General features: G+C 44.6%; 23 protein-coding genes and 1 tRNA gene. 9 read left to right on the top strand and 15 right to left on the bottom strand.

Annotation, left to right across the window (positions count from 1 at the left end):
- Position 1: 1 nt before the first annotated feature.
- Positions 2-75, bottom strand: a tRNA-Ala gene (locus AAC033_RS08175).
- Positions 76-201: 126 nt separating this feature from the next.
- On the opposite strand from AAC033_RS08175, the gene AAC033_RS08170 reads away from it, so the two are divergent.
- From AAC033_RS08170 to hflX, 3 genes are all read left to right on the top strand, one after another.
- Positions 202-882, top strand: coding sequence for an energy transducer TonB (locus tag AAC033_RS08170; protein ID WP_339736907.1), 681 nt, complete (start codon positions 202-204; stop codon positions 880-882).
- A gap of 128 nt (positions 883-1010) precedes the next feature.
- Positions 1011-1694 (top strand): TonB family protein, encoded by a 684-nt coding sequence (locus AAC033_RS08165; protein ID WP_339736905.1) that lies wholly within the window; start codon positions 1011-1013, stop codon positions 1692-1694.
- 75 nt (positions 1695-1769) lie between these two features.
- Positions 1770-2981 carry a GTPase HflX gene (gene hflX / locus AAC033_RS08160; RefSeq protein ID WP_339736903.1) on the top strand — a complete coding sequence of 404 codons (1212 nt, stop codon included), beginning with the start codon at positions 1770-1772 and terminating at the stop codon, positions 2979-2981.
- A gap of 313 nt (positions 2982-3294) precedes the next feature.
- Here the strand turns inward: hflX and AAC033_RS08155 are convergent, their stop codons facing one another.
- The 9 genes from AAC033_RS08155 to AAC033_RS08115 all read right to left on the bottom strand — a co-directional run bounded on the left by AAC033_RS08155 (position 3295) and on the right by AAC033_RS08115 (position 11920).
- Positions 3295-4593: a hypothetical protein gene (locus AAC033_RS08155; RefSeq protein ID WP_339736902.1), complete on the bottom strand. Its 1299-nt coding sequence runs from the start codon at positions 4591-4593 to the stop codon at positions 3295-3297.
- Positions 4559-6106, bottom strand: coding sequence for a replicative DNA helicase (gene dnaB / locus AAC033_RS08150; RefSeq protein WP_339736900.1), 1548 nt, complete (start codon positions 6104-6106; stop codon positions 4559-4561). The genes AAC033_RS08155 and dnaB overlap by 35 nt, the downstream gene beginning before the upstream one ends.
- A gap of 129 nt (positions 6107-6235) precedes the next feature.
- Positions 6236-7213, bottom strand: coding sequence for a D-alanine--D-alanine ligase (locus AAC033_RS08145; RefSeq protein WP_339736898.1), 978 nt, complete (start codon positions 7211-7213; stop codon positions 6236-6238).
- A 12-nt stretch (positions 7214-7225) separates the two neighbouring features.
- Complete coding sequence (locus AAC033_RS08140; protein ID WP_339736896.1) at positions 7226-8284, bottom strand: RluA family pseudouridine synthase; 1059 nt, start codon at positions 8282-8284, stop codon at positions 7226-7228.
- Entirely contained in the window at positions 8284-9093 is an 810-nt protein-coding gene (locus AAC033_RS08135) for a PASTA domain-containing protein (protein WP_339736894.1), read from the bottom strand. Before AAC033_RS08135 ends, AAC033_RS08140 begins: the two co-directional genes overlap by 1 nt.
- 243 nt (positions 9094-9336) lie before the next feature.
- Positions 9337-9495 (bottom strand): 50S ribosomal protein L34, encoded by a 159-nt coding sequence (gene rpmH, locus AAC033_RS08130; RefSeq protein ID WP_082326480.1) that lies wholly within the window; start codon positions 9493-9495, stop codon positions 9337-9339.
- Between the two features lie 87 nt (positions 9496-9582).
- Positions 9583-10218 (bottom strand): 16S rRNA (guanine(527)-N(7))-methyltransferase RsmG, encoded by a 636-nt coding sequence (gene rsmG, locus AAC033_RS08125; protein ID WP_339736890.1) that lies wholly within the window; start codon positions 10216-10218, stop codon positions 9583-9585.
- Between the two features lie 98 nt (positions 10219-10316).
- A complete protein-coding gene (locus AAC033_RS08120; protein WP_339736888.1) occupies positions 10317-10928 on the bottom strand; it encodes a sigma-70 family RNA polymerase sigma factor in 612 nt (203 codons plus the stop codon).
- On the bottom strand, positions 10919-11920 hold the full coding sequence (locus AAC033_RS08115; RefSeq protein WP_339736886.1) for a glycosyltransferase: 1002 nt from the start codon (positions 11918-11920) through the stop codon (positions 10919-10921). Before AAC033_RS08115 ends, AAC033_RS08120 begins: the two co-directional genes overlap by 10 nt.
- A gap of 263 nt (positions 11921-12183) precedes the next feature.
- Between AAC033_RS08115 and tgt the strand changes: the two genes are divergently transcribed.
- The 4 genes from tgt (at position 12184) to AAC033_RS08095 (ending at position 16493) form a co-directional block, all read left to right on the top strand.
- The gene (tgt, locus tag AAC033_RS08110; RefSeq protein WP_339736884.1) at positions 12184-13314 is read left to right on the top strand and encodes a tRNA guanosine(34) transglycosylase Tgt; all 1131 of its coding nucleotides are present in this window, start codon (positions 12184-12186) and stop codon (positions 13312-13314) included.
- Between the two features lie 8 nt (positions 13315-13322).
- Positions 13323-14411, top strand: coding sequence for an LptF/LptG family permease (locus AAC033_RS08105; protein WP_339736882.1), 1089 nt, complete (start codon positions 13323-13325; stop codon positions 14409-14411).
- 200 nt (positions 14412-14611) lie between these two features.
- Positions 14612-16156, top strand: coding sequence for an acyl-CoA carboxylase subunit beta (locus tag AAC033_RS08100; protein WP_339736880.1), 1545 nt, complete (start codon positions 14612-14614; stop codon positions 16154-16156).
- A 16-nt stretch (positions 16157-16172) separates the two neighbouring features.
- A complete protein-coding gene (locus AAC033_RS08095; RefSeq protein ID WP_339736878.1) occupies positions 16173-16493 on the top strand; it encodes a biotin/lipoyl-containing protein in 321 nt (106 codons plus the stop codon).
- Between the two features lie 60 nt (positions 16494-16553).
- On the opposite strand, the gene AAC033_RS08090 is transcribed toward AAC033_RS08095, so the two are convergent.
- The 5 genes from AAC033_RS08090 to AAC033_RS08070 all read right to left on the bottom strand — a co-directional run bounded on the left by AAC033_RS08090 (position 16554) and on the right by AAC033_RS08070 (position 22017).
- Positions 16554-16790, bottom strand: a complete 237-nt coding sequence (locus AAC033_RS08090; RefSeq protein ID WP_339736876.1) for a hypothetical protein — start codon at positions 16788-16790, stop codon at positions 16554-16556.
- Between the two features lie 147 nt (positions 16791-16937).
- Positions 16938-17750, bottom strand: a complete 813-nt coding sequence (gene ispE / locus AAC033_RS08085; RefSeq protein WP_339736874.1) for a 4-(cytidine 5'-diphospho)-2-C-methyl-D-erythritol kinase — start codon at positions 17748-17750, stop codon at positions 16938-16940.
- A 53-nt stretch (positions 17751-17803) separates the two neighbouring features.
- Positions 17804-20668 carry an aminomethyl-transferring glycine dehydrogenase gene (gcvP, locus tag AAC033_RS08080; RefSeq protein ID WP_339736872.1) on the bottom strand — a complete coding sequence of 955 codons (2865 nt, stop codon included), beginning with the start codon at positions 20666-20668 and terminating at the stop codon, positions 17804-17806.
- 83 nt (positions 20669-20751) lie between these two features.
- Entirely contained in the window at positions 20752-21393 is a 642-nt protein-coding gene (locus AAC033_RS08075; protein WP_339736870.1) for an MBL fold metallo-hydrolase, read from the bottom strand.
- Positions 21394-21399: 6 nt separating this feature from the next.
- On the bottom strand, positions 21400-22017 hold the full coding sequence (locus tag AAC033_RS08070; RefSeq protein WP_339736868.1) for a protein-L-isoaspartate(D-aspartate) O-methyltransferase: 618 nt from the start codon (positions 22015-22017) through the stop codon (positions 21400-21402).
- A gap of 174 nt (positions 22018-22191) precedes the next feature.
- Here AAC033_RS08070 and AAC033_RS08065 point away from each other — a divergent pair, with 174 nt between their 5' ends.
- Entirely contained in the window at positions 22192-23028 is an 837-nt protein-coding gene (locus AAC033_RS08065; protein ID WP_339736866.1) for a hypothetical protein, read from the top strand.
- 78 nt (positions 23029-23106) lie between these two features.
- Positions 23107-24552 carry a sugar transferase gene (locus AAC033_RS08060; RefSeq protein WP_339736865.1) on the top strand — a complete coding sequence of 482 codons (1446 nt, stop codon included), beginning with the start codon at positions 23107-23109 and terminating at the stop codon, positions 24550-24552.
- The last annotated feature ends 27 nt before the right edge of the window (positions 24553-24579 follow it).

Below are 24579 nucleotides of genomic sequence, written 5' to 3'. Positions count from 1 at the left end.
GTGGAGAATATCGGAATCGAACCGATGACCTTTTGACTGCCAGTCAAACGCTCTAGCCAACTGAGCTAATCCCCCATCATTTTTTTGCACCGCAAATATAATAATATTTTCAAAATACGCGACGTATTCTTTTTTTGGTTTGATTTTTGTTTTCCTGATTTTCAATTACCCTCTCATTTCTAAACAATTAAATCAAACGCTATGGAAACAAAAAAAACAAAGAAAGCTGACCTGGAAAGTAAACGTCCACTTTTGCTCAGCATTGGAATGGTTCTTTCGCTGTCTCTTATCCTTTTGGCATTCAGCTGGAAAACACCGGTTCAAGAAATGGATGACTTCGGACAGGTTCAATGGGATATCCCAGACGATGTTATTATCCCCTTGACCAAACCAGAGAAAGAATTACTCGCGCCGCCCGTTCGAACGGTCATGGAATTTATTCTTGTTAATGATGAAACCGAAATAGAAGATGAGCAGCTGGACATTTTCGATACCGAAATGACCGACGAAGGAATTGATGTGAATGCCTTACTCGAAGCGCACCGTGAGGACAAATTTACAGATGAAACTGTTTACTTTTTTGTGGATGAAATGCCTGAATTCCCGGGAGGCATGGAGGCCCTCCTCCGGTATATTGCGAAGGCTGTCGATTATCCGATGGTCGCTCAGGAAAATGGAATCCAAGGGAAAGTGTATATTAACTTTGTTGTCAATACAAACGGACAAGTAAGCGATGCCACCGTTGTTCGCGGCGTTGATCCGTCGCTCGACAAGGAAGCACTGCGCGTAGTGAACAGCATGCCGCTGTGGCAACCAGGCAGACAGTCGGGGAAAGCCGTCCGGGTTGCCTACCACGTTCCCATTAGTTTTGTGCTACAATAAACAAAACAACAAAAGCTCGTGTTAATAATTTAGGAACTGAGCTCTTGGTTTTGAAGATTATTTTTTATCTTTAAGCCCTCAATTAAAAAATTGTTTCTGAAAATAGAATAAACTTCTAAAACTGAATTATGGAACCAAAGAAATCGCCAAAAGCCGATCTTGAGAGCAAAAGAAATATTTTTGTTCAGATAGGGTTCGTGGTAGCTCTAGGTCTTTGCCTACTTGCTTTTGAATGGACTTCAAAAGTAGATCAGGCTGCATCATTAGGATCAGTGGCTGAGCAGGATGTAGAAGACGAAATTATCCCGATTACCCGTCAAGAAGAAGTAAAACCACCACCACCACCACCACCACCAAAAGTTGTTGAGGTGTTGAACATTGTGGATGATGAAACAGAGATTGAAGACGAACTCGAAATTGAAGACTCCGATATTGATGAAGAAACAGCAATTGAAGTAGCTCCTGTTATTCAGGAAGAAGAAGAAGCTGATGAAGGACAGGTTTTCTTTATTGTTGAAGACATGCCTGAATTCCCAGGCGGAGAATTGGCTTTGCGGAAATTCATTGCCAATGCCATCAAATATCCTGTTATTGCTCAGGAAAACGGGATTCAAGGGAAAGTTTACGTGAACTTTGTTGTTGATACCGACGGAAGCATTACCAATGCGCGAATTGCCCGTGGTGTTGACAGTTCTTTGGATAAAGAAGCACTCCGGGTGGTAAACACACTTCCGAGATGGAAACCAGGACAACAAAGAGGAAAACCAGTAAAAGTATCTTACACGGTTCCGATTAACTTTGTTTTACAATAACGACTTTACATAAACGAAAATCCTGGCTCCGTTATTTCGGGACCAGGATTTTTTATGGATTAAACTTCAATTTGAATGATAGATACCGCCAAAACACAGGAAACAGCCGTTTTAGTTGGCTTGATAAACCAGAACCAGGATGAAAGGCAAGCCCGGGAATACCTCGACGAGTTGGAATTTTTGGCTGACACAGCAGGCGCCCGAGTTGAAAAACAATTCTTTCAGCGGCTTGATGTTCCAAATTCAGCTACGTTTGTTGGCTCAGGAAAATTGGAGGAAATTAATAACTTCATCAAAATCCATGAGATCGACACCGTCATTTTTGATGATGAGTTGAGTCCGACGCAGCTGCGAAACATAGAGCGAACCCTGGAGTGTAAAGTACTGGATCGAACCAACCTTATTCTGGATATTTTTGCCAAGCGAGCCCAAACAGCCCACGCCAAAACACAGGTTGAATTGGCTCAATACCAATACATGTTACCTCGACTAACCCGCATGTGGACTCACTTGGAACGCCAGCGCGGTGGTATTGGGATGCGTGGCCCGGGTGAAACACAGATTGAAACTGACCGTCGGATTATCCTTGATAAAATAGCCAGACTAAAGGTTCAACTTGAAAAAATAGACAAACAAAAAGCCACCCAACGCAAAAACCGGGGCAAATTAGTGCGCATAGCCTTGGTGGGTTATACCAATGTTGGCAAGTCAACCATCATGAACATGCTGGCCAAGTCGGAAGTATTTGCAGAAAATAAGTTGTTTGCAACCCTAGACACTACTGTTAGAAAAATGGTTATTGGCAACCTGCCTTTTCTGCTGGCCGATACGGTTGGCTTTATCCGCAAGCTGCCTCACGGCTTGGTTGAATCCTTTAAATCGACCCTCGACGAAGTGCGCGAAGCTGATATTCTGGTACATGTGGTCGATATTTCGCATGCCGGATTTGAAGAGCAAATTGACACGGTGAACGAGACGCTTTCGGAAATCAAAACGGGTGAAAAACCAACCATTTACGTATTCAATAAGATTGATGCTTTTGAATATATCAAAAAAGACGATGACGATTTAAGTCCAAAAACCAAGGATAATCTTTCACTTGAAGAATTGAAGAATAGCTGGATGGGCAAGAACAACACACCATCGCTCTTTATTTCAGCGACTGAAAAGGAAAATATCGAAGAGTTCAAGAAAGTGCTGTATGAAGAGGTGAAGAAAGTGCATATCACCCGTTTCCCATACAACGATTTTCTGTACGACATTGACTGGACAAAACCACAAGAATAAGCCTGCCGGACGGGCACTATCATTAGCCACAGATACCTTTAAGCCTGTGTATTTCATACTGCAGACTGGGCTGTCCATGGATCCACTTCATTTTTTAAGAAAAATTTTATAAACCAATCACAACTGTTGTCTTTTTTTGAATACGAAAAGGTCAGAGAGGTAAAAAAAGGTTGGAGACGTATCTAGCCCAGGCTGGAGGCCTTGTCCACGATAACGATGGAGTACTTAACAAGAACCACGGGGATATCCATGAAGGATATGACCTTGTCCATGGAAATCATGAAGTCAATACGGTAGGGTCTCCAATCGTCTCTTAGGTCTTTTGCTTTTTCTTCTTGGCAGCCGGGAAAAGGATGTTATTCAAAATGAGGCGGTAGCCCGGTGAATTGGGATGCAAGTTCAAGTCGGTTGGTGGGTCGCCGACCAGGTGGCGGTAATCTTCGGGATCGTGTCCCCCATAAAATGTCCAAAAGCCCTGCCCGATTTCGCCATGAATGTAGCGGGCCTCTCCTGCCCCTTTGTTTTCGCCCATTACCAACACGTTTGGCTTCACCAACTGGTGTTTATACGCGGTGGTTTGCCCCATGAATCCTTTCACGATTCGTTGGTGATTTTGGGTCAGCATGGTGGGTATGGGGTCCCATTTGGCCGAAAAATCGAATAGGGTAAAATAATCCTGGTTCTGCGGTACCTGCCGCGAGGTGGATACATCAATATCTGAAAACTCATATTCAAACGGATCTTTTACGACTTTGAAGTCGCGAAAAGCCAGTGTGTGCTCGTAATTCAGCTTCTCATTCATGTGCGGGTCCGCCGGATCGCCGTCAAACATCGACTCACAAATATCCACCCCATCGGCTGCCAGTGCAATATCGTAGGTGTCGGTGGCGGCGCACATGGCAAACAAAAAGCCGCCGCGTGCAATGTAGCGCTGAATTTCCTTGGTTACCGCCAGCTTCATTTCCGAAACTTTGTCAAAGCCCATGCGCTCGGCCAGGCTCCTGTTCGTGTTCACCTCTTCCTGATACCAAGGCATGTGCTGGTACGAGCGAAAAAACTTCCCAAACTGCCCGGTAAAATCTTCGTGATGCAAGTGCAGCCAGTCATATTCCGACAACTGGTCAGTCAGGATCTCTTCATCGTAAATAATGGTATATGGAATTTCAGCATAAGTCAGCACAAGGGTTACCGCATCATCCCAGGGCTGTTTGTTGGGTGGTGAATACACCGCGACTTTCGGTGCCTTCTGCATGCTGATGGCATCCTGGTTGACTTCGGGCCTGGCAATTTCAGCCAAAATGGACTGCGACTGCACATCAGCGATCTTCTCCACGATCACCCCGCGGACCAGGCATTCATTTTCAATTTCAGCATAATAAGGAATCAAAAAACTCCCACCTCTGTAGTTGAGCAACCACTTCACCTCAATGGCTTGCTCCAGTGTCCAGTAAGCAATTCCGTAGGCTTTGAGGTGGTTCTTTTGTTCTTTATCCATCGGCACCAGCAGGTAAACGGCCAGGCTGTTTTGAAAAAACAGAAAGAGAAAGCACAGGATTAACAAACACTTTCTTAATCCATTAGAACGGAATATCATCCGATTTAGGTGTTCCATACGAATGGGTATTTTCGGATTCAAAACCACTATTTACAGGCATCCCTACATTTCCAAGGTCGTCATTCATTTTCGAGCCAAAGGTTTGACCAAAGTTGCCCCCGCCAATCTCTTCTGGAATGACCGTCTCCAAGTCCATAAATTTGACGTTTTGCTTTTTGAAAGCCAGCTGCACATCGCCCACCGAACCATTCCGGTGCTTGGCAATGATAATCTCAGCCACACCAATCAGCGAATTGCCATTTTCATCTTCTGTAATACCATAATACTCCGGACGGTGAATAAACAGCACCAAGTCAGCATCCTGCTCAATGGCTCCAGATTCCCGCAGGTCGGAAAGCTGCGGACGTTTTCCTTCGCGCGATTCGACCGAACGGTTCAACTGTGACAGCGCCAAAATAGGGATGTCCAGTTCTTTGGCAATGGCCTTCAGCGAACGCGAAATCATACTCACCTCCTGCTCCCGGCTTCCCCGGCCAGCATCCCCGGCAGTCATCAGCTGCAAGTAGTCGACAATCACCACGCCAATGTCATGCTGCATCTTCAACCGGCGGCACTTGGCCCGAAACTCGAAAATAGATAAGGCTGGCGTATCGTCGATAAACAACGGAGCCTCTTCCAATACATTTAGTTTCCGGTTGAAATGCTCCCACTCCCAGTCGGCCAAGTGGCCATTCTTAATTTTTTCAGATCCCAATTCGGTTTCTGCGGCAATCAAACGATTCACCAGCTGTACCGATGACATCTCCAAGGAGAAGACGGCTACCGGGCTTTTATGCTCCACCGCCATATTGCGGGCCATGGAAAGTACGAACGCCGTTTTCCCCATGGCAGGGCGGGCAGCCACAATCACCAGGTCGGTTTTTTGCCAACCTGAAGTAATGCGATCCAATGCAGTAAATCCACTGGGAACACCACTCAGTCCGTCTTCCCGCTTTGAAGCTTCCTCAATCAGTCGGGCGGCTTCCTTCAAAAGCGGCTTAATCGGAAGGGTTTCCTTTTTGATGTTTCCTTCGGCCACCTTGAAAAGTGCCGTTTCGGAGAAATCAATCAAGTCATCCACATCCATGTTATCGTCGTAGGCGCTGGTCTGAATTTCTGACGACACGCGGATCAATTCACGCTGGATGTATTTCTGAGCAATAATCCGAGCATGAAATTCGATATGAGCGGCTGAGGCTACGCGGCTCGTTAACTGCGTAATGTACAGCGGACCACCAACCGCATCCAATTGTGCCAGATCCTTCAGCTGCTGGGTAACCATCAGCAAATCCACCGGCTTTTCATGAGTCGAAAGGTATTTTATGGCATCGAATATTTTTTGGTGCTCATCCTTGTAAAAGCTTGGAGTATCAATAATATCGGCCACAGTAACATAAGCATCCCGCTCCAACATTAAAGCTCCCAAAACCGCTTCCTCAACGTCAATTGCCTGGGGCGGCAATTTCCCATACTGCGCATTCATTTGTTCTACGGAGGAATTTTTCTGGTTGCTTTTTCTCTCTGCGGCCATGTCTTAAAATATAAACGTGTTGATTTATAAATCCTTTTAGAAAGGCATTTTTTCTGAAAAACGAATTTTAAAGGTATAAAAAAAGGAGTCCTTTCCAGCCTCCTTTCGCTAATTTAGATCCGATAGTTTTCAACAAATCCTATCGGAAATAAGCTTGGTTATGATGTCTTCCAGCTCCATACCCATGGCTTCAATCTGCTGGGGAATAAAGCTGGTTGCAGTCATACCGGGAGTGGTGTTCACCTCCAGAAAATAAAATTTTCCGCCTTTCAAAATATAGTCGATCCTGACAATTCCCCTGCAATCGCAGAGGTCGTAAATTTTTGACGACAACTGCTGACAGGTTTTTGTCAGCTCTTCGGAAATACGTGCCGGAGTGATTTCAAGAGTGGCCCCTTTAGTATACTTGGCTTCGAAATCGAAAAATTCATTCTTCGGAACCACCTCTGTAATCGGAAACACAAAGGATTCGTTTTTCATTTTCACCAAACCGCTGGTAATTTCCAGCCCGTCAATAAATTCTTCGACCAAAGCTTCCCGACTTTCCTTCCAGGCACTTTCAATCGCTGCTGCTAATTCACTCTTGGCCTTTACCTTGGTAATGCCGAAGCTCGACCCGCCAGCATTGGGCTTGACAAAAACAGGCAAGCCCAGCTCCTCCACCAGCGCGTCCGTATCAATGTACGTGCCTTTTGTCAGGCGGATAGACTTCGCCATAGTGATGTCGAAGTTGCGCAGGTAATTACTACAAAAATATTTGTTGAAGGTTAAGGCTGACGATTGCACACCACAGGTCGAATAAGGGATTTTCATCAAATCGAAATAACCCTGCAGAATGCCATCTTCGCCGGGAGTGCCATGAATGGTGACGTAAGCAAAATCGAACCGGATTGTTTCATTCTGATACTGAACGCTAAAATCCTGCTTATTAACATCTGCCACCTGTTGTCCATCGATCACCAACTTCCAGTCGGCTCCCTTCATTTCCACCGCCCAGGGCCGGAACAATTCAGTATTGATAGCATTCAGTACGTTCTTACTGCTCATCACAGAAACGACATACTCGGAAGAATCGCCTCCATACACTACCGCAATATTCTTTTTCATTCGGGAATTTGTTTATTCAATGTTTCGGTTTGAAATATAAGCCCGCCATTTTTCAATGACCTCGCTCATATCTTCAGGCAGTTGCGAGTCAAAAAGCATTTCCTCTCCGGTTGTCGGATGCACAAAACCAAGGGTCTTGGCATGCAATGCCTGACGCGGCAAAACTTTAAAACAATTGTGTACAAACTGTTTGTACTTGGCAAAGGTTGTGCCTCGCAACACTTGATTGCCTCCGTAAGTATCGTCGTTGAAAAGCGGGTGTCCAAGATATTTCATGTGTACCCGAATTTGGTGCGTACGGCCGGTTTCGAGCTGACACTGCACGAGGTTCACATAGCCCAATTCCTCCAGCACCTTGTAATGTGTAACTGCCGGCTTGCCATGTTCGCCTTCGGGATAAACGGTAAAAACCTGCCGATCTTTCTGGCTGCGCCCGATATTTCCTTCAATAGTACCGCTGGGCTCTTTCAGGTTACCCCAAACCAAAGCTACATATTGCCGTTTGGTCGTTTTCTCAAAAAACTGAAGCGAGAGTTTGGTTTTTGCCAACTCGGTTTTTGCCACCACCATCAACCCGGAAGTGTTCTTATCGATCCGGTGTACCAGTCCTGGGCGTGGGTCGGCACTTTTGAAAAGTGGCAAGTCCGTGTAATAGTAGGCCAACGCATTAACCAGTGTTCCGGAATAATTTCCGTGCCCGGGATGAACAACCAATCCGGGCTGCTTATTGAGGACGATCAACTGATCATCCTCATAAACAATATTCAGTGGGATATCTTCGGGAATAATTTTCAGCTCCCGTCGCGGAAAATCCATTACGACAGCCACTTCATCGCCGGGCTTCACTTTGTAGTTCGACTTAACCGCCTGCCCGTTCACCAAGATGTTGCCAGCATCGGCTGCAGCCTGAATCCGGCTCCTTGAGGCGTTATCAATCCGGTTGACCAAGTATTTATCCACCCGCAACATTTTCTGGCCAGGATCAACTTCCAACTTGTGATGCTCGTACATCACCTGGTCATCCAACTCTTCAGAATCGTCACCGAAATCAATATTTTTATCTTCAACCATTAATTCAAATCCTTTTCATTGGCTTGTTCTAATTTTTCCTCATCGACAGTCAGCCACAAATCGATTGATTTTCCCTGTTCAATCACCTCCCCGGGAATGGATTCAGGACGTTGTTGCCAAACACGGGCTTCGGCACTATCAGCATTCGATTCGAACGAATCGTCGTAGATCACTGCTCCCACATTCAAATATGACACGGCAATTAATTCATTAGCCTGATCCAGGCGTACGCCGATCAAGTTGGGAATTTCGGTTCGTTCGCCAAAGCGGTTTTGTCCAACGGTTAAGTCGATGTTCGCTCCCTTATTAACCAAGGTTCCTTCTTCCACCGGTTTTCCATGAAGTTTTTGCTCCAACACCAAGTTCGGAAATTCCGATGGCACATAATCCACATTCCCAACATTCAGACCAAAACTCATCATCAGATTCATTGCCTGCCTGAAGGAAATATCAGTTAGTTTAGGCATGGCTACCTGTTCAGGCTTGGTAGCACAAATGGTGAAAAAAATAGTTCTTCCATGCTTAACCAACGATCCGGCGGCAGGAACTTGATCAATTACGGCACCTGGTTCTGCCTCCTCAAGGTAAACCGAATCCATAATCTGGAATTCCAATTCGGCTTCGGCCACTTTTTCTTTAGCCTGACTGAGCAACATTCCTGAAAAGTCGGGTACCGCATAGGCTTCGCCGTGGTTGGTATAAACCCGCAAGCCAAACATGGTAATCAACAACAGCATGATCGTTATGGCAATAGCCAGGAAAATACTCATCCAGAAATTTTTACTTGTCAGGTACGCCTTCAAACTCATACGGTAAGTGTTTATATCTTCTTAGGTAACAAAAATAGCTTAAAAAATAGTATGTAGAAGGGCGAATAAAATATAAAACGCTTGTCAATCTACTTCCCGATTGAATCGCCGACGAAACTGCTACTGATAAATCTGGCACGACATTCCTTGTCAGCGGCACCTAGGCAGGTATCTAAAAACACAAAAAGGCAAAGAATCGTTATTCTTCACCTCTCAATGTATTTTAAGATTTAACTTGCTTTCCTAACGCTTGTGACGTGGTTCGTCAGAAACAGTTAATTTCTTTCTTCCTTTTGCACGACGCAACTTCAAAACTTTGCGACCGCCCACAGTAGCCATTTTCGCACGGAATCCATGTTTATTTCTGCGCTTCCTGTTTGATGGTTGGAATGTCCTTTTCATTTGTCAATATTTTTATTTGTAACGTACTCTCGCTTAATTCGGACTGCAAAAATAATCCTTTTTTGATTCCCTCCAAAATATTGTCACTTATTTTAGAAGCTTTTTTAGCGGCAAATGAATCAGCTTCTTGGTTTCGAAAAATTCCTCTTCAAACTGCTGACTCAAAGGATAAACCTGCACCTGTTTCTTAAAGGGTTCCAACTCGTCAGAAAAATCACCGCCTTTTAGGTATAGAATACCGTTTCCTAACGTATTCTTCTGCCTACTGCTGATCTTTTTCCGGATCAACGCCACAAACTTAGGGAATGCTGTTACCGCACGGCTCACCACAAAATCAAATTGACCATCTACTTTCTCGGCGCGGTCTTGCCGCGCGCTAACATTCGTCAGTCCTAAACTTTCGCTGATTCCTTCAACCACCCTTATTTTTTTTGCAATGGAATCAACCAGTAAAAAGCTTGTTTCAGGAAATAATATAGCCAGCGGAATACCGGGAAACCCACCTCCTGTGCCAACATCCATAATCGAAGTGCCCGGTGCAAACCGAATGTACTTCGCTATGGACAACGAATGAAGAACGTGACGTTCGTAAAGCTGATCAATGTCTTTTCGTGAAATGACATTAATTTTTTCATTCCATTCGCGGTACAGAGGACCAAGTTGAGCCAGCTGTTCCTGCTGCCGGCCCGTTAAATCCGGAAAATATTTATTGATGATTTCCATAAATTTCGCTTAATAGATGAAGACACCACGACTGACACCGTGAGCATTCAAATTCGCTTAGCCTAAATTGACAACCAACCGAACTAAAATCCAATATGTTAGGAATCCTTGTCGTCGATCTCCGTCGACTCAATCATTTTGAACAGCATTTCACGAGCTCTGAACAATTGAGCCTTTACAGTTCCGAGCGGCAAATTTAGCTCTTTTGCAATTTCTTCGTAGGAAAATTCACGAAAATAACGTAGTTCGACAAGCGTTCGGTAGCGTGGCTTGAGCTTGTGTACAATGCGGCGCAGCAAAATGGCTTTTTGTATGCGAATCAGCTTTTCCTCCGGGTTGGGGTCTCTCGACTTGAGCCGGACGGTCTGCTCACTGTCATTGCTGTCGGAGTTACTTTCAATCGACACATGCACACCTTTTTTCTTTCGCAGAAAATCGATGCAGTTATTTGATGCGATCTTAAATAGCCAGGTGCTAAACGCATAACTTGGAGAATACTGATGCAGGTTTTTAAACGCTTTTCCAAAGGCCTCGATAGTCAGATCTTCTGCATCGCTCTTGTTGTTTACCATCTTCAGGAGCATAAAATAAATGGCATCCTTGTATTTACTTAGCAGCTTAGCAAATGCTTTTTCATCCCCTTTTAAGGCGGATTCAACCAAGGCGAAGTCCTGTTGGGCCTTATCGGACAAATTAGGATTTAATTCCATTTATTTTTTTTATCGTTGATGTAGTTTTTTGTGGCCTGTAACAAATTTAGCACCGGTCTGATATAAACGTACACAAACGAAGATAACAAGATTTTATCTTCCTTCAAATGAGCGACCACACTTTTAAGAATAAAAAATTGCATCACCAGAACAAGTATGGCAGGAACAACAACAAACACCCAGTTTTTAGGTTCAGTGACCAACATCCAGACCAAGGTGCCGAAAAACAAGGATTTGGATAGATCACCCATGAAATAAACCAGTCGTTTCCAGAATCCCAAGTGCTGGGTTAACCGTATTCTCTTTTTCAGAAGATCAAAAAAAACGCCGCGTTGAATCCCACCTTGCTCGTAAATAAAGGTGTCCGGATCAATCGACACATGGATTTTCTTTTTAAACCGATCGTTGAAAATCAATTCGAGATTCGCAAAATGATCGTTCATTTTTCCGCGGAATCCAGATTGATCAAAGTAGATAGACTTCTGGAAAAGCACATTTCGATCTTCGTAAAACACCGGTAGTCCGGCCATCGAAAAAGCGGCTGAATAAACGAAAGCTGTCAGCCGTTCGATTCGGCAAAGCTTGTTACGCCAGCTTTTTTGGGGCGCAAAGTTAATGTAGCACATCATCAAATTTGAATCGCCGGCGTTGTCATCCAACTTCTTCAAAAATGCTGAATCAACTGACTGACTTTCGGGACTTAAAAAAACAATGCGATCGAATGATGCTGCCTTCAAAGACAAGTTAATCGCAATTTTCTCTGAAAAGTTGGTTTCCTGGCTGATGGATGTAAACTTTAGCCGTGGATATTTTTTGGCCAGTTGCGCTACTTTAAGAAGGGTGTGATCTTCTGAAAAATCATCGACAAGCACCACTTCATAATCTGGATAATCCAGTTCCAGTAAATCTGTCAAAATGGATTCGATACGTTCCTCCTCATTGCGCACAGCAAGACAAATACTAATAGGCTGAGCCAGCCCGTTCGCTGACATTTTTCTCAGAAATATCAAGCGAAGGAAGAAAAACAACAAAAAGAATAGTTCAATAACGACGGCACTAAAAAAAAGGCCAGGTGCAATCCACTCTATCATCGTTCGTTCAAAGAAGCTGCAATCCATGATTTGATTTTACACGCAAAAATAACAATCAAACAGACTTCTCACGCATCTTTACGTGAAAATAACCCAAGGCCTGAAAGCCTTATTTCTTATGGTTTAACTTTTATAGCTATCTTTGAGCACTCAAAAATCAGCACATGGATTTTACGCTTCAACATCAAGCAGTTAACAGCCAAGCCCGGGCCGGAATGCTGGAAACTGGACACGGAACAATTGAAACCCCCATTTTTATGCCGGTAGGAACTGCCGGTTCGGTGAAAGGTATTCATGTTAAAGAACTAAAAGATGACATCCAGGCACAAATCATTCTTGGCAATACGTACCATTTGTATTTGCGCCCGGGAACCGATATCATTGAAGCGGCTGGCGGACTGCATAAGTTTAATGGCTGGGGCGGGCCAATACTGACCGACAGCGGTGGTTACCAGGTTTTTTCGCTCGGTGACATCCGGAAACTAACCGAAGAGGGAGCTAAATTCCAATCGCATATTGACGGATCGCGCCACCTTTTTACCCCCGAAAGTGTCATTGATGTCCAGCGAAAAATCGGGGCTGACATCATGATGGCTTTTGATGAGTGCACGCCGGGAGATGCCGATTATGACTACGCCAAAAAATCGCTTGAACTCACACAACGCTGGCTCGAACGCTGTGTCAATCAAATGGAGAAAACCAAGCCCTTGTACGGGCACAGACAGTCGCTGTTTCCCATTGTGCAAGGCGCTGTGTACACTGACTTGAGAGAGGCGGCAGCCAAACATGTCAGTTCCATTCCAAGTGATGGATACGCCATTGGAGGACTATCGGTGGGCGAATCCGAAGCCGACATGTACGCCATGATTGAAGTGGTGAATCCAATTCTTCCACAAAACAAACCCCGCTACCTAATGGGGGTTGGAACACCCATCAATATACTGGAAGCCATTGACCGGGGAGTGGATATGTTTGATTGCGTAATGCCCACGCGAAACGGACGCAACGGCATGTTGTTTACAAAAAGAGGAATTATCAACATGAGAAATAAAAAGTGGGCCAATGATTTTTCACCCGTCGACGCGGATGGCACATCATTTGTCGACCACCACTATTCCAAAGCGTTTTTGCGTCATCTGATTATTTCGAATGAAATGTTGGGTGCCCAGATTGCGAGCCAGCACAACCTGGCTTTTTATTTGTGGCTTGTGAAGGAAGCCCGCAGGCAGATTTTGGTAGACAACTTCAAAGCCTGGAAAGAAGAGATGGTACAACAATTAGGAAAACGCCTATAGAATTGGATATGAAAATACCAAAGCTGAAAATAATTGACATCTATATTATTAAGAAATTCCTGGGGACTTTCTTCTACTCCATTGCACTGATTATCAGCATTGCTATGGTGTTCGATTTCTCTGAAAATCTGGATGAGTTTATTTCGAAAGACGCACCGATGAATGCCATCATTTTTGATTACTACCTGAACTTCATCCCATTTTATGCAAATTTATTCAGCGCCCTGTTCACATTCATTGCAGTTATTTATTTCACCTCAAAAATGGCATACAACTCCGAAATCATTGCCATTCTAAGCAGCGGAGTATCCTATGCAAGACTCATGAGGCCGTATATGATTTCAGCATTCATTATTGCTTTACTTTCCTACACCCTCGGAAATTACATCATTCCTCCGTCCAATAAAAAACGAATTGATTTCAGAACGACTTATATTGATTCGCCGAAAAATTACCTTGAACGAAATATCCACCGCCAACTTTCGCCCGGAGTATTTATTTATATGCAAAGCTATAATACCTCCAATGATGTGGGGTATAAATTCACCATCGAAAAATTTGAGGAGGGCCAACTCAAATCGAAGTTGGAAGCCGACTACATTAAATGGGACCGGGAAGACATGAAATGGGTGATCAACAATTACTTCATCCGTGATATTGACGGCTATGACGAAACCATTACTACCGGCACCAAAATCGACACGACTCTGAATATGACCCCGGATGATTATCGGGTGATGAAAAACATTGTTGAAACCATGAAATTACCTGATCTGAATGAAGAAATAAGAGAAATGAAACGACGGGGAGTTAACACCACAGAGTTTGAAATCGAAAAACACCAAAGGCTTTCCGGGCCTTTTTCGGCCTTCATCTTAACTTTGATGGGCGTTTCGCTGGCCTCGCGCAAAGTCAAAGGAGGACTTGGTCTTCATCTCGGCCTGGGTATTTTATTTAGTTTTACGTACATTATGTTTATGCAAATATCGACTGTGTTTGCCCTCTCCGGAGCTGTCGCGCCTATCATAGCAGCATGGATTCCTAACATACTTTTTGGTGCCCTGGCGGCCTATCTCTATAAACAGGGAAGCCGCTAAGTGAACCTTCAAACCATAAGGCAAATTGTTCAAAACCAAATATTAGCTCTCCCGTATGACCAAACATCAAATGTTTAAAAAAAATAGCTTAGTGTTTGAAAAAATTCTAATTTTGACCCGTTAAAAACACAAAGAGCTAACATAAACTTTTAACGGTCTCCGGCTAACCGGAACATTTTTTTTAATTAAAACTATTTAATATGTCGTTGAAACGGAATATCCTTGACCTTCGAAAAAGGAAGAGTGAAGTTCTCAAAGGTGGTGGTGAAAAAGCCATTGAGAAACAAGTTGCAATGGGGAAACTCACTGCCCGCGAGCGTATTTTATACATCCTTGACCAGGGTTCATTTCACGAGTATGACCTGTTTGTTGAGCACGCAGCCCGCGATTTTGACATGGAAAATAAGAAATTGCACGGCGATGGTGTGATCATCGGCACAGGAACAGTCCATGGTTCTCCGGTATGTATTTTCGCTCAGGACTTCACCGTGGCCGGTGGATCACTGGGTTTAATGCACGCCCGGAAAATCACAAAAATTATGGACCACGCCCTCAAAATGCGTGTACCATTAATTGGAATCAACGACTCAGGTGGTGCCCGGATCCAGGAAGGTGTTGACTCACTGGCTGGTTATGGTGAAATTTTCTTCCGCAACACGCTGGCTTCAGGAGTTATCCCTCAGATCTCGGTTATTTTAGGACCTTGTGCAGGGGGAGCAGTTTATTCTCCGGCGCTTACCGACTTCGTTTTTGTCGTAAATAACATCTCCAAAATGTTTATCACGGGTCCAAGCGTTATCAAGACCGTACTGGGTGAAGAAATTTCGATGGAAGAATTGGGAGGAGCCAAGGTCCATGCCGAAATTACCGGAAATGCTCATTTTTATGCCGAGAGTGAACTGGAATGTTTTGAGCAGATCAAAAAACTGATGGCCTATATTCCATGGAACAACAAGCAAAAGGCGACCAAAATTGAGCCTAAACTTCCGAAGAAGAAAAAGAAAATTGAGAATATCGTACCAGGCGACCCGAAAATGCCTTATGACATTCGGGACATTATTCAAGCCATCACGGATAATTCCGACTTCTTTGAAATCATGGAATTATTTGCACCTAATATTGTGATTGGATTTGGTCGTTTGCACGGCGAAACAGTAGGTTTTGTCGCCAACCAACCAAAGGTTCTGGCCGGGGTACTGGATTGTGACAGCTCCGATAAGGCTGCCCGCTTTATTCGCTACTGCAACGCTTTCGACATTCCGATCATCACCCTGGAAGACCTGCCCGGGTATTTGCCAGGAGTTGACCAGGAACATGCCGGAGTTATTCGCCACGGAGCAAAAATTCTCTACGCGTACAGCGAGGCCACGGTACCAAAAATTACGGTTATTATCCGAAAAGCCTATGGAGGCGGTTACATCGCCATGAACTCACGCCACCTTCGTGCCGATTTTGTTTTTGCATGGCCAACAGCCGAAATTGCAGTGATGGGACCTGAAGGAGCTGCCAACATCGTATTCCGCAAGGAAATTGCTGAAGCGGCCGATCCGGAAGCAATGCGTCAAATTAAAATAGAGGAGTACAAAACAAAATTTGCCAACCCCTATGTGGCCGCTGCTAGAGGGTACATTGATGAAGTGATTGAGCCTGAAGATACCCGCAAAATGTTGCTCCATGCCCTACAGGTATCGGCAAACAAATCGGTTATGGGTCCGAGCAAAAAACACGGAATTCCTCCATTTTAAACAAAAAATCAGAACTATGGCTGAACAGAAATACGAAACGATTATCGTACACAGCGCAAAATATTATACTGAATATACCCGCAAGTACCGTAATCGTCCGATTTGGGAAGAACCCAATATGAATCATATTTATTCTTTCATCCCCGGAACAATCATTGATGTTCATGTAAAAGTGGGTGAAAAACTCAAGGAAGGCGATAGCCTCTTAATTTTAGAGGCTATGAAAATGCACAACAACGTGCAAATGCCTTTTGATGGCAAGATCGTTAAAGTGTACGTCAAGCCGGGAGAGAAAATTCCTAAGAAGCATTTGATGATTGAAATCAAACCACTATAAAAAAAGGGACCCAATGGTCCCTTTTTTTTCTTTCTGGTGTTTCTACAGCCAACGACAGACTTACCTCCAGTAGTTGTCATCAGTCATCCACACTTCAAATTCCAACGGTTTGTCTGTTGCCGGAGTTAAATCAATCGATTTCTTGTTCCAGAAAAATTCGTCAACCATCCAGTTTTCGAGCTCCAGCTCCGGTTCAACTTCTGCTTGCAATAGCGAACTGGTTACTTTTACTTTCATCCCTGTTAGGGCTACCATCAACACAATCGCAAAAAACACCTGTTTAATGATTCGTTTCATAGCTTTAAGACTTACTTGTTTGTTTCTAATTGTTTTCTGATTTATAGACCAGTAAAAACTCAAAACGTTACAAAGCAAGCTGTTAAAGTTTCTGAAGATTTTCTTAAGGAAACCTTAAATGATCAACACAATTCAATCCTCAAGGAATTAAAGCTTTTGAAAGAAAATTTGGTAGTCCGCCGGAAAGCGCGAGATCAGCGACTTTTTTTCAGATGTAAAAAGACCGAAGACAGCCGAACCACTACCCGACATCAGCGCAAAGGTTGCTCCGAATTTGTATAAGGTTTGTTTGATTTCCTCCACCTCAGGGTGTTTGGGAAATACCGTTCGTTCAAACTGATTTTGAATATTCCCCTTCCACTTGGTGACCGAAAACCGTACCAGCGCTTTGAGTGAAATCCGGCTTCTCGCGGGCACTACATCCTGATAGGCTTCAGCAGTAGCGATATGAACCGGGGGTTTAATGACCACCAAGTGGTAGCCTTTCAAGCTGATCGGCAGTTCCTCCAGCAGTTCACCACGTCCCCGCGCAAAAGCAGGTTTTTGCCGAATAAAAAACGGGCAATCGCTTCCCAGTTTCAAGGCGTATTCTAATAGCTGCTCTTCGCTAATTTCCAGCTGAAACAAGTCATTTAAAAGAAGTAGCATGTACGCGGCATCGGCCGATCCGCCTCCGAGACCAGCTCCCACCGGAATATTTTTATGAAGATGAATACTGACCGGGGGCAACTGAAAATCATTTCGTAGCAAGTGATACGCTTTTACCACCAGATTCTTCTCGGGGTCCTCGTTCAAATCAATGCCTGTGATGCTGATTTTAAACGAATCACACTCCACAACTTCCAGCGCGTCCTGAATGGGAACCGGATAAAAAACGGTTTCAATATCATGAAATCCGTCGGGCCGCTTTTCGGTAATCAGCAGTCCTAAATTAATCTTTGCAATTGGGTATGTAATCATGGTAATAAAAATGACTGCTGTAAAGATACAAAACAGCAGTCATTATATGATAATTATTGATAGCTTTCTATCGGGTCACAGGTGCACATCAAGTTGCGGTCGCCATAAGCATCGTCAACCCGGCCAACCGGAGGCCAGTATTTATTTTCCTTGAGCCATGTCAAAGGGAAGGCGGCCTGCTGACGGCTGTAGGAATGCTCCCAGTTATCCGAGGTCACCGTTTCAGATGTGTGAGGTGCATGCTTCAGCGGGTTATCTTCCTTATCCGATTTTCCTTCAATGATGGCTTGAATTTCATCAAAAATAGCTTTCAGAGCCTCAATAAAGCGATCCAGCTCTTGCTTCGACTCACTTTCTGTCGGTTCAATCATCAAGGTACCATGTACCGGAAACGATAAGGTTGGTGCATGGAATCCATAATCCATCAAGCGCTTGGCAATATCTGCTTCGGTTATTCCTGAAGCCGCTTTAAGATGACGGCACTCCAGAATCATTTCATGAGCTACGCGACCTTTTTCACCTACATACAAGATTCCGTAGGTGTCTTTCAACTGGCTGGCAATGTAATTGGCATTCAGAATGGCGACTTGCGTAGCTTTAGTCAGTCCATCAGCCCCCAGCATTTTGATATAACCATAAGTAATTGGCAGCACAGAAGCGCTTCCCCATGGTGCAGCCGAAACCGCAGAAATACCAACATGACCATTATTCATGACCGGATGCGACGGCAAAAAGTCGACCAAATGCTCGGCCACCGCAATTGGGCCAACGCCAGGTCCACCACCCCCATGCGGGATCGCAAAGGTTTTATGCAAGTTCAGGTGACAAACGTCGGCGCCAATTCGCTTCGGATTAGTCAGCCCAACCTGGGCATTCATGTTGGCACCATCCATGTAAACCTGCCCCCCGTACTGGTGAATAATATCGCACATCTCAACAATTGAGGCTTCAAACACCCCGTGTGTCGATGGGTAAGTCACCATAAAGGCAGACAGGGTTTCCTTAAACTCTTCAGCTTTCTGACGTAAAGCTTCCACATCCACGTTGCCCCGTTCGTCGCAGGGAACAACCACCACTTTCATGCCTGCCATCACCGCGCTGGCCGGGTTGGTTCCGTGAGCCGACGACGGAATCAGAACCACATCTCGCTGATTCTCGCCACGGCTTAAATGATATTCGCGAATCACCATGAGACCAGCGTATTCACCGGCAGCACCCGAATTTGGTTGCAAGCTGACATCGGCAAAACCCGTAATCTCGGCCAAGTCGCGGCGCAACTCTTCCATCATTTCCTGGTAACCGCGTGCCTGGTTCTTCGGCACGAAGGGATGAATACTGCTAAACTCGAACCAGCTTAGCGGAAGCATTTCTGTTGCCGCATTCAGCTTCATGGTACACGATCCAAGCGGAATCATGGAGTGGGTTAATGAAATGTCGCGATGTTCCAACCTTTTGATGTAACGGAGCATTTCTGTTTCAGAACGATACTTCCGAAAAACTTCCTGTTGCATAAACGAAGAACTTCGGGTATAAGCCGAATCAATATTTCCTTTTTCAGGATAAACAGTAATGGTTGGATAGCGCTTATTGGCCGCTTTGGCAAACACCTCGATCATCCAGTTAATATCTTCCAGGTTGGTTGTTTCGTCAATACTTAAGCCAACCTCCCCGTTCTCAAAGTAGCGGAAATTCATTTCCAGCTCGTGTGACAGCCACTCAATATCTTCGCGTTTCACATGTTTGGGTAGTGCAAATCGAATAGTGTCGAAATAATTTTGGTTGAGCTGGCGGTAGCCCAATGCCGAGATTTCTTCATCCAGCAGAACGGCGATGGCATGTACACGCTCAGCAATTCCACGGATACCTTCGGGCCCGTGATAAACGCCATAAAAGCCAGCCATGGTGGCCAGCAAAGCCTGCGCGGTGCAAATGTTCGATGTGGCCCGCTCACGCTTGATATGCTGCTCGCGGGTTTGCAGGGCCATGCGTAAAGCCCGGTTGCCATGTTTATCTTTTGAAACCCCGATAATTCGTCCGGGCATAATGCGTTTAAATTCATCGCGTGCCGTAAAGAAAGCAGCATGCGGCCCCCCATACCCCATGGGTACACCAAATCGTTGGGAGCTTCCGAAAACAACATCAGCCCCCCATTCTCCCGGCGGAGTGAGCAGGGCCAGGCTCAGCAGATCGGAAGCTACTGCCACCTTTGCTTCTACCGCGTGTGCCTGCTCAACCAAATCAGCATACGACAAAATTTCGCCGTTCGAATTCGGATATTGCACCATCAGTCCGATAACCTGTTCATCAAAAACGAAGTCGGCAGCCGCGCCAATTCGCAATTCAATATTCAATGGTGTTGCCCTGGTTTGAAGCACATCCAGCGTTTGCGGCCAAATGTTTTCGTCAATCAAAACGACATTGGCCCCGGCTTTCGCTTTGGCGCGTGAGCGGGCATTGTGCATCAACACCATGGCTTCAGCAGCAGCAGTAGCCTCATCAAGCAGCGAGGCATTGGCTAGTTGCATAGCTGTCAGCTCACAAACCATGGTTTGAAAATTCAGTAAAGCCTCCAAACGACCCTGTGAAATTTCGGCCTGGTACGGCGTGTAGGAAGTGTACCAAACCGGATTTTCCAACACGTTTCGCAAAATTACCGCTGGCGTAATGGTATCGTAGTATCCCATACCAATGTAGGTGTTAAACACCTTATTCATTTTTGCCAGATCGTGAATCCGGCGGTAATATTTTCGTTCTGTCAGTCCATCTTGCAACTGCAACGGCTTTTCGAGACGAATGCTGGCCGGAACAGCCTGATCCATTAATTCATCCAAGGAGGAAACACCGATGGCTTCCAACATAGTTTTGATGTCCTCCTCGCGGGGACCAATATGACGGGCTACAAATTTATCACTTCCCATACTTAATTTTTTTCTGAAGTTTGCGGTAATATTAACTGGAAGAAGCGGACAAAAAAATGATTTTTATCCGCTTACAGATTCGGTCAATCCATTAAAAAAGGGTTGCTCTTTTTTTCAAAGCCAATGCTCGTCTCGGGGCCATGCCCACTAAAAACCGTTGTTTCATCGGGCAAGCGGAAGAGTTTGGTTTTGATATTTCCAACCAGCTGCTCAAAACTCCCTTTGGGCAGATCAGTTCGGCCAATGCTGCCATAAAACAACACATCGCCAGCCATCAGAAATTGCTGTTCAGGCTGGTGAAGAACCACATGTCCCGGTGCATGCCCCGGAACATGAATGACTTCAAGCGTTGACTCTCCAAAAGTCACCTTGTCGCCTTCATTTAAGAACTGATCGACGGCATCAACAGGTTCGATCGGAATGCCAAACCGGTCGCCATGAGCGACAATGTCTTCAACCAAAAAAGCATCGTCCTGGTGTGCATAAAATGGAATACTATACTTGCTGCGGCAGTGATTAATTCCCAAAATATGGTCGAAATGACAATGGGTATTGATCAACTTCACCGGCCTCAATTGCTTTTCCTGAATAAAATCATCCAATTCTTTCTCTTCATAATCGAAAAAACAACCGGCATCTACAATAACGCACTCACCGGTTTCATCGTAAAGAACATAGGTGTTTTCCTGTATCGGGTTAAATGTGAACTTCTTAATTTGAATCATTACGCTTTAATTTACAGTACCTTTTAACATGGGAACAAAGACAAATGTTCCATGCTTTTCCTTTTCATATTCTTCTTCTGATTTTCGGGTCACTTTACACATCGTTTGTTTTTCCGAAGGGCCAATTGGAGCCACCAAAACACCCCCAATACGCAATTGTTGCAACAGCTCTTCAGGCACAACCGGAGCCCCGGCTGTTATGATAATTTTATCAAATGGTCCGTAAGTCGGCAACCCTTTGTAACCATCACCGTAGAAAAATTTCGGGTGATAACCGATCTCCGGCAATAGCTGCTGAACTTTCAGAAACAGTTCCCGCTGGCGTTCGATTGTAAAAACAGTAGCCCCCATCTCCAGAAGGACAGCGGCCTGGTACCCACTTCCGGTACCCACTTCCAATACCTTTTCGTTAGGCTGAACATCAAGCAACTGAGTTTGAAAAGCAACAGTAAAAGGCTGCGAGATGGTTTGTCCCGCTCCAATCGGAAAAGCTTGATCTTTGTATGCAAATTGAATGAAACTGCTATCCATAAACAAATGCCGGGGTACTTTCGCAATGGCATCCAAAACCCGCTGGTCTCTGACTCCTTTGATGCGAATACCCTCAACAAGCCGTTTTCGCATGCCTTGATGTCTTAAACTGTCACGAGAATCCATTGTTTTTAAAATTTTAGGTAAAAATAGTTCAAAATGCTTGACTAAAGCGGATTTAAAGAACCTACATTATCAACAAAAACCGTTGAAAAGTTCTATTCCTATAAGCCCTTTAAAATAGCTTTTTATTTCTAATTTGCAGCTATGATCAGAATAGGAATTCTTTCGGGTGATGTTTCTGCAACGGAATCAATCAAATTGATTCAACAATTTAAGGACTTCAAGATTACCGGCATCGTGCAGGACATTGACAGCCAGGATCTGGAAAACCAACAATACACAACGGAAGACTTGCTCGGGAAGTCGGATGCCATCTTTGTCAATAATCAAACGCCATCTTTTGGCTTAATGCGCACCGTGATAAAAAAAAGCAACCACCTGTTTTTGAAAAGTATTCCGAAACTAAACTTGAATGAAACCAGGCAGCTCATTAACCTGGCCAACGAATCCGGATCGACCATTCTGCTGTTTAACCCGTTTGCATTTCTGGATGAAAACCTGAACATCCAACACCGCCTGAACAAACAGAAACTAATCACGATTCGGCTTCCACTCAGTAAAAATGACATTGAAAACCAATTACTGAACCTTTTACTGTATGTAGCATCGACCGAAAAGAGTGAGGTGAAGAAGACCGAGGTTTTTGCTTTTGACAGCACCAAACAAACAGGGACAATCAGTCTCCGGTTAGTGTTTGCTACTGGCTCCATTGCCCAAATTGACGTGGGCGGCATGTTTACTTCCACCCAATCGTTCGTTGAAATTTTTCAGAAAGATGAAAACTACATTTCCTTGCCAGCAGGTTTGCCAGTCAGTAAAACGCGCTTGCGCGCCGAGAAAAACGCCTTAGAACATTTCCTCCAAGCCATTCAGCATAAAAGTGCTATTTCAATATCGCTCAACGAATTAGAGCAAGCCATAATCTGTATGAATGAAATCAGGGATAAATTAAAGTTTATGAACTGCGTACTGCTTGACTAAAATGTCTATTTTGCAGCATTAAACTTTTCCCAATCCGTTTGTACTACGACGTGATTTGGCCTAACGAAACTCGGCCTTATGAATAAAAAAGCACAAGTTATCAGGTACTTATCTTTTGACTTCATTGCAGCTGCTGCAAGCTGGATCTTGTTTTACATCTACCGGAAACAATACATCGAACCCCAGTATTTTGGGACGGAGGTTCCGCTTGAATTTACCAGCCGTTTTTACCTGGGCTTACTGATTATTCCAGCTTTGTGGATTCTCTTTTACTATCTCTGGGGGTACTACAGCAACATTTACCGCAAATCGCGCCTGCTGGAGCTTGGGCAAACATTTTTAAGCTCGCTGATTGGTGTCGTTGTGATCTTCTTCACCCTGATCCTTGACGACTACATTGGCTCATACAAAAACTATTACCAGCTTTTCTTTACCCTGTTTGCCCTTCATTTTGGATTGACTTACACATTCCGCCTCATTCAAACCAGCCGGATCATTCATCGCATTCACACGCGTAAGTTTGGGTTTAACACGTTGCTGATTGGCGGCAATGAAAAAGCCCTGCAGACTTACAAGGAGCTCAGCACGCAGGTTCGGCCAGCCGGATTCAGGTTTGTTGGTTTTTTAACGATCAATGAAAGCGACTACTCACCGCTGGAAGAATTTCTACCCAGGCTGGGAACATTGAAAAATTTTCCGGAGGTAACCGAGAAATACCAGCTGGAAGAAGTCATTATTGCCATCGAATCGTCACAACATGATTTACTGACCGGAATTCTGACCTCGCTACAAAATCGAACGCTAACCATTTGGGGCATTCCCGACTTATTCGACCTGCTTTCGGGGAATGCTAAAACAAACGCGATATATAGCAGCCCGCTATTTAAAATTTCCAACGGAATTATGCCGGCCTGGCAGATCCACATGAAACGCCTGATTGATGTTGTTTTTTCCGTCATAGCCATCATCTTGTTTCTCCCCGTTTATCTTGTCATTTCCATTTGCATTAAGCTTGATAGCAAAGGACCGGTTTTGTACAAGCAGGAGCGGATTGGGCGGTTTGGGATACCATTTACCATCTATAAATTTCGCACCATGGTCGATAAGGCCGAGCCACACGGTCCTGAACTGTCTGCCCACAATGATAGCCGGATCACTCCCATTGGCCAGTTTTTGCGTCGCACACACCTGGATGAGATTCCTCAGTTTTACAACGTCATCAAAGGAGAAATGTCTTTGGTAGGGCCACGCCCGGAACGGAAATTCTTCATCGACCAGATTGTGAAGCGAGCGCCTCATTTCACGCACTTGCACAAGATTCGTCCCGGAATTACTTCGTGGGGACAAGTCAAATATGGCTACGCCTCAACTGTTGAGGAAATGCTAAAACGCCTTCCCTACGACCTGGTTTACCTGAAAAACATCTCGCTGTATATTGATTTTAAAATTCTGATTTACACCATTATAAGTTGCTTCAAAGGGTCAAACCCTGTGGAAACAGGCAATAGCAGAAACCACACGTAAATCACCTTGTTGCGGTAAGAAATAGGC

The sequence above is a fragment of the uncultured Sunxiuqinia sp. genome, from assembly GCF_963974515.1.
GTDB lineage: Bacteria > Bacteroidota > Bacteroidia > Bacteroidales > Prolixibacteraceae > Sunxiuqinia.
Note: the sequence above shows the minus strand (reverse complement) of the source record. Positions and strands in the feature narration are given on the sequence as shown.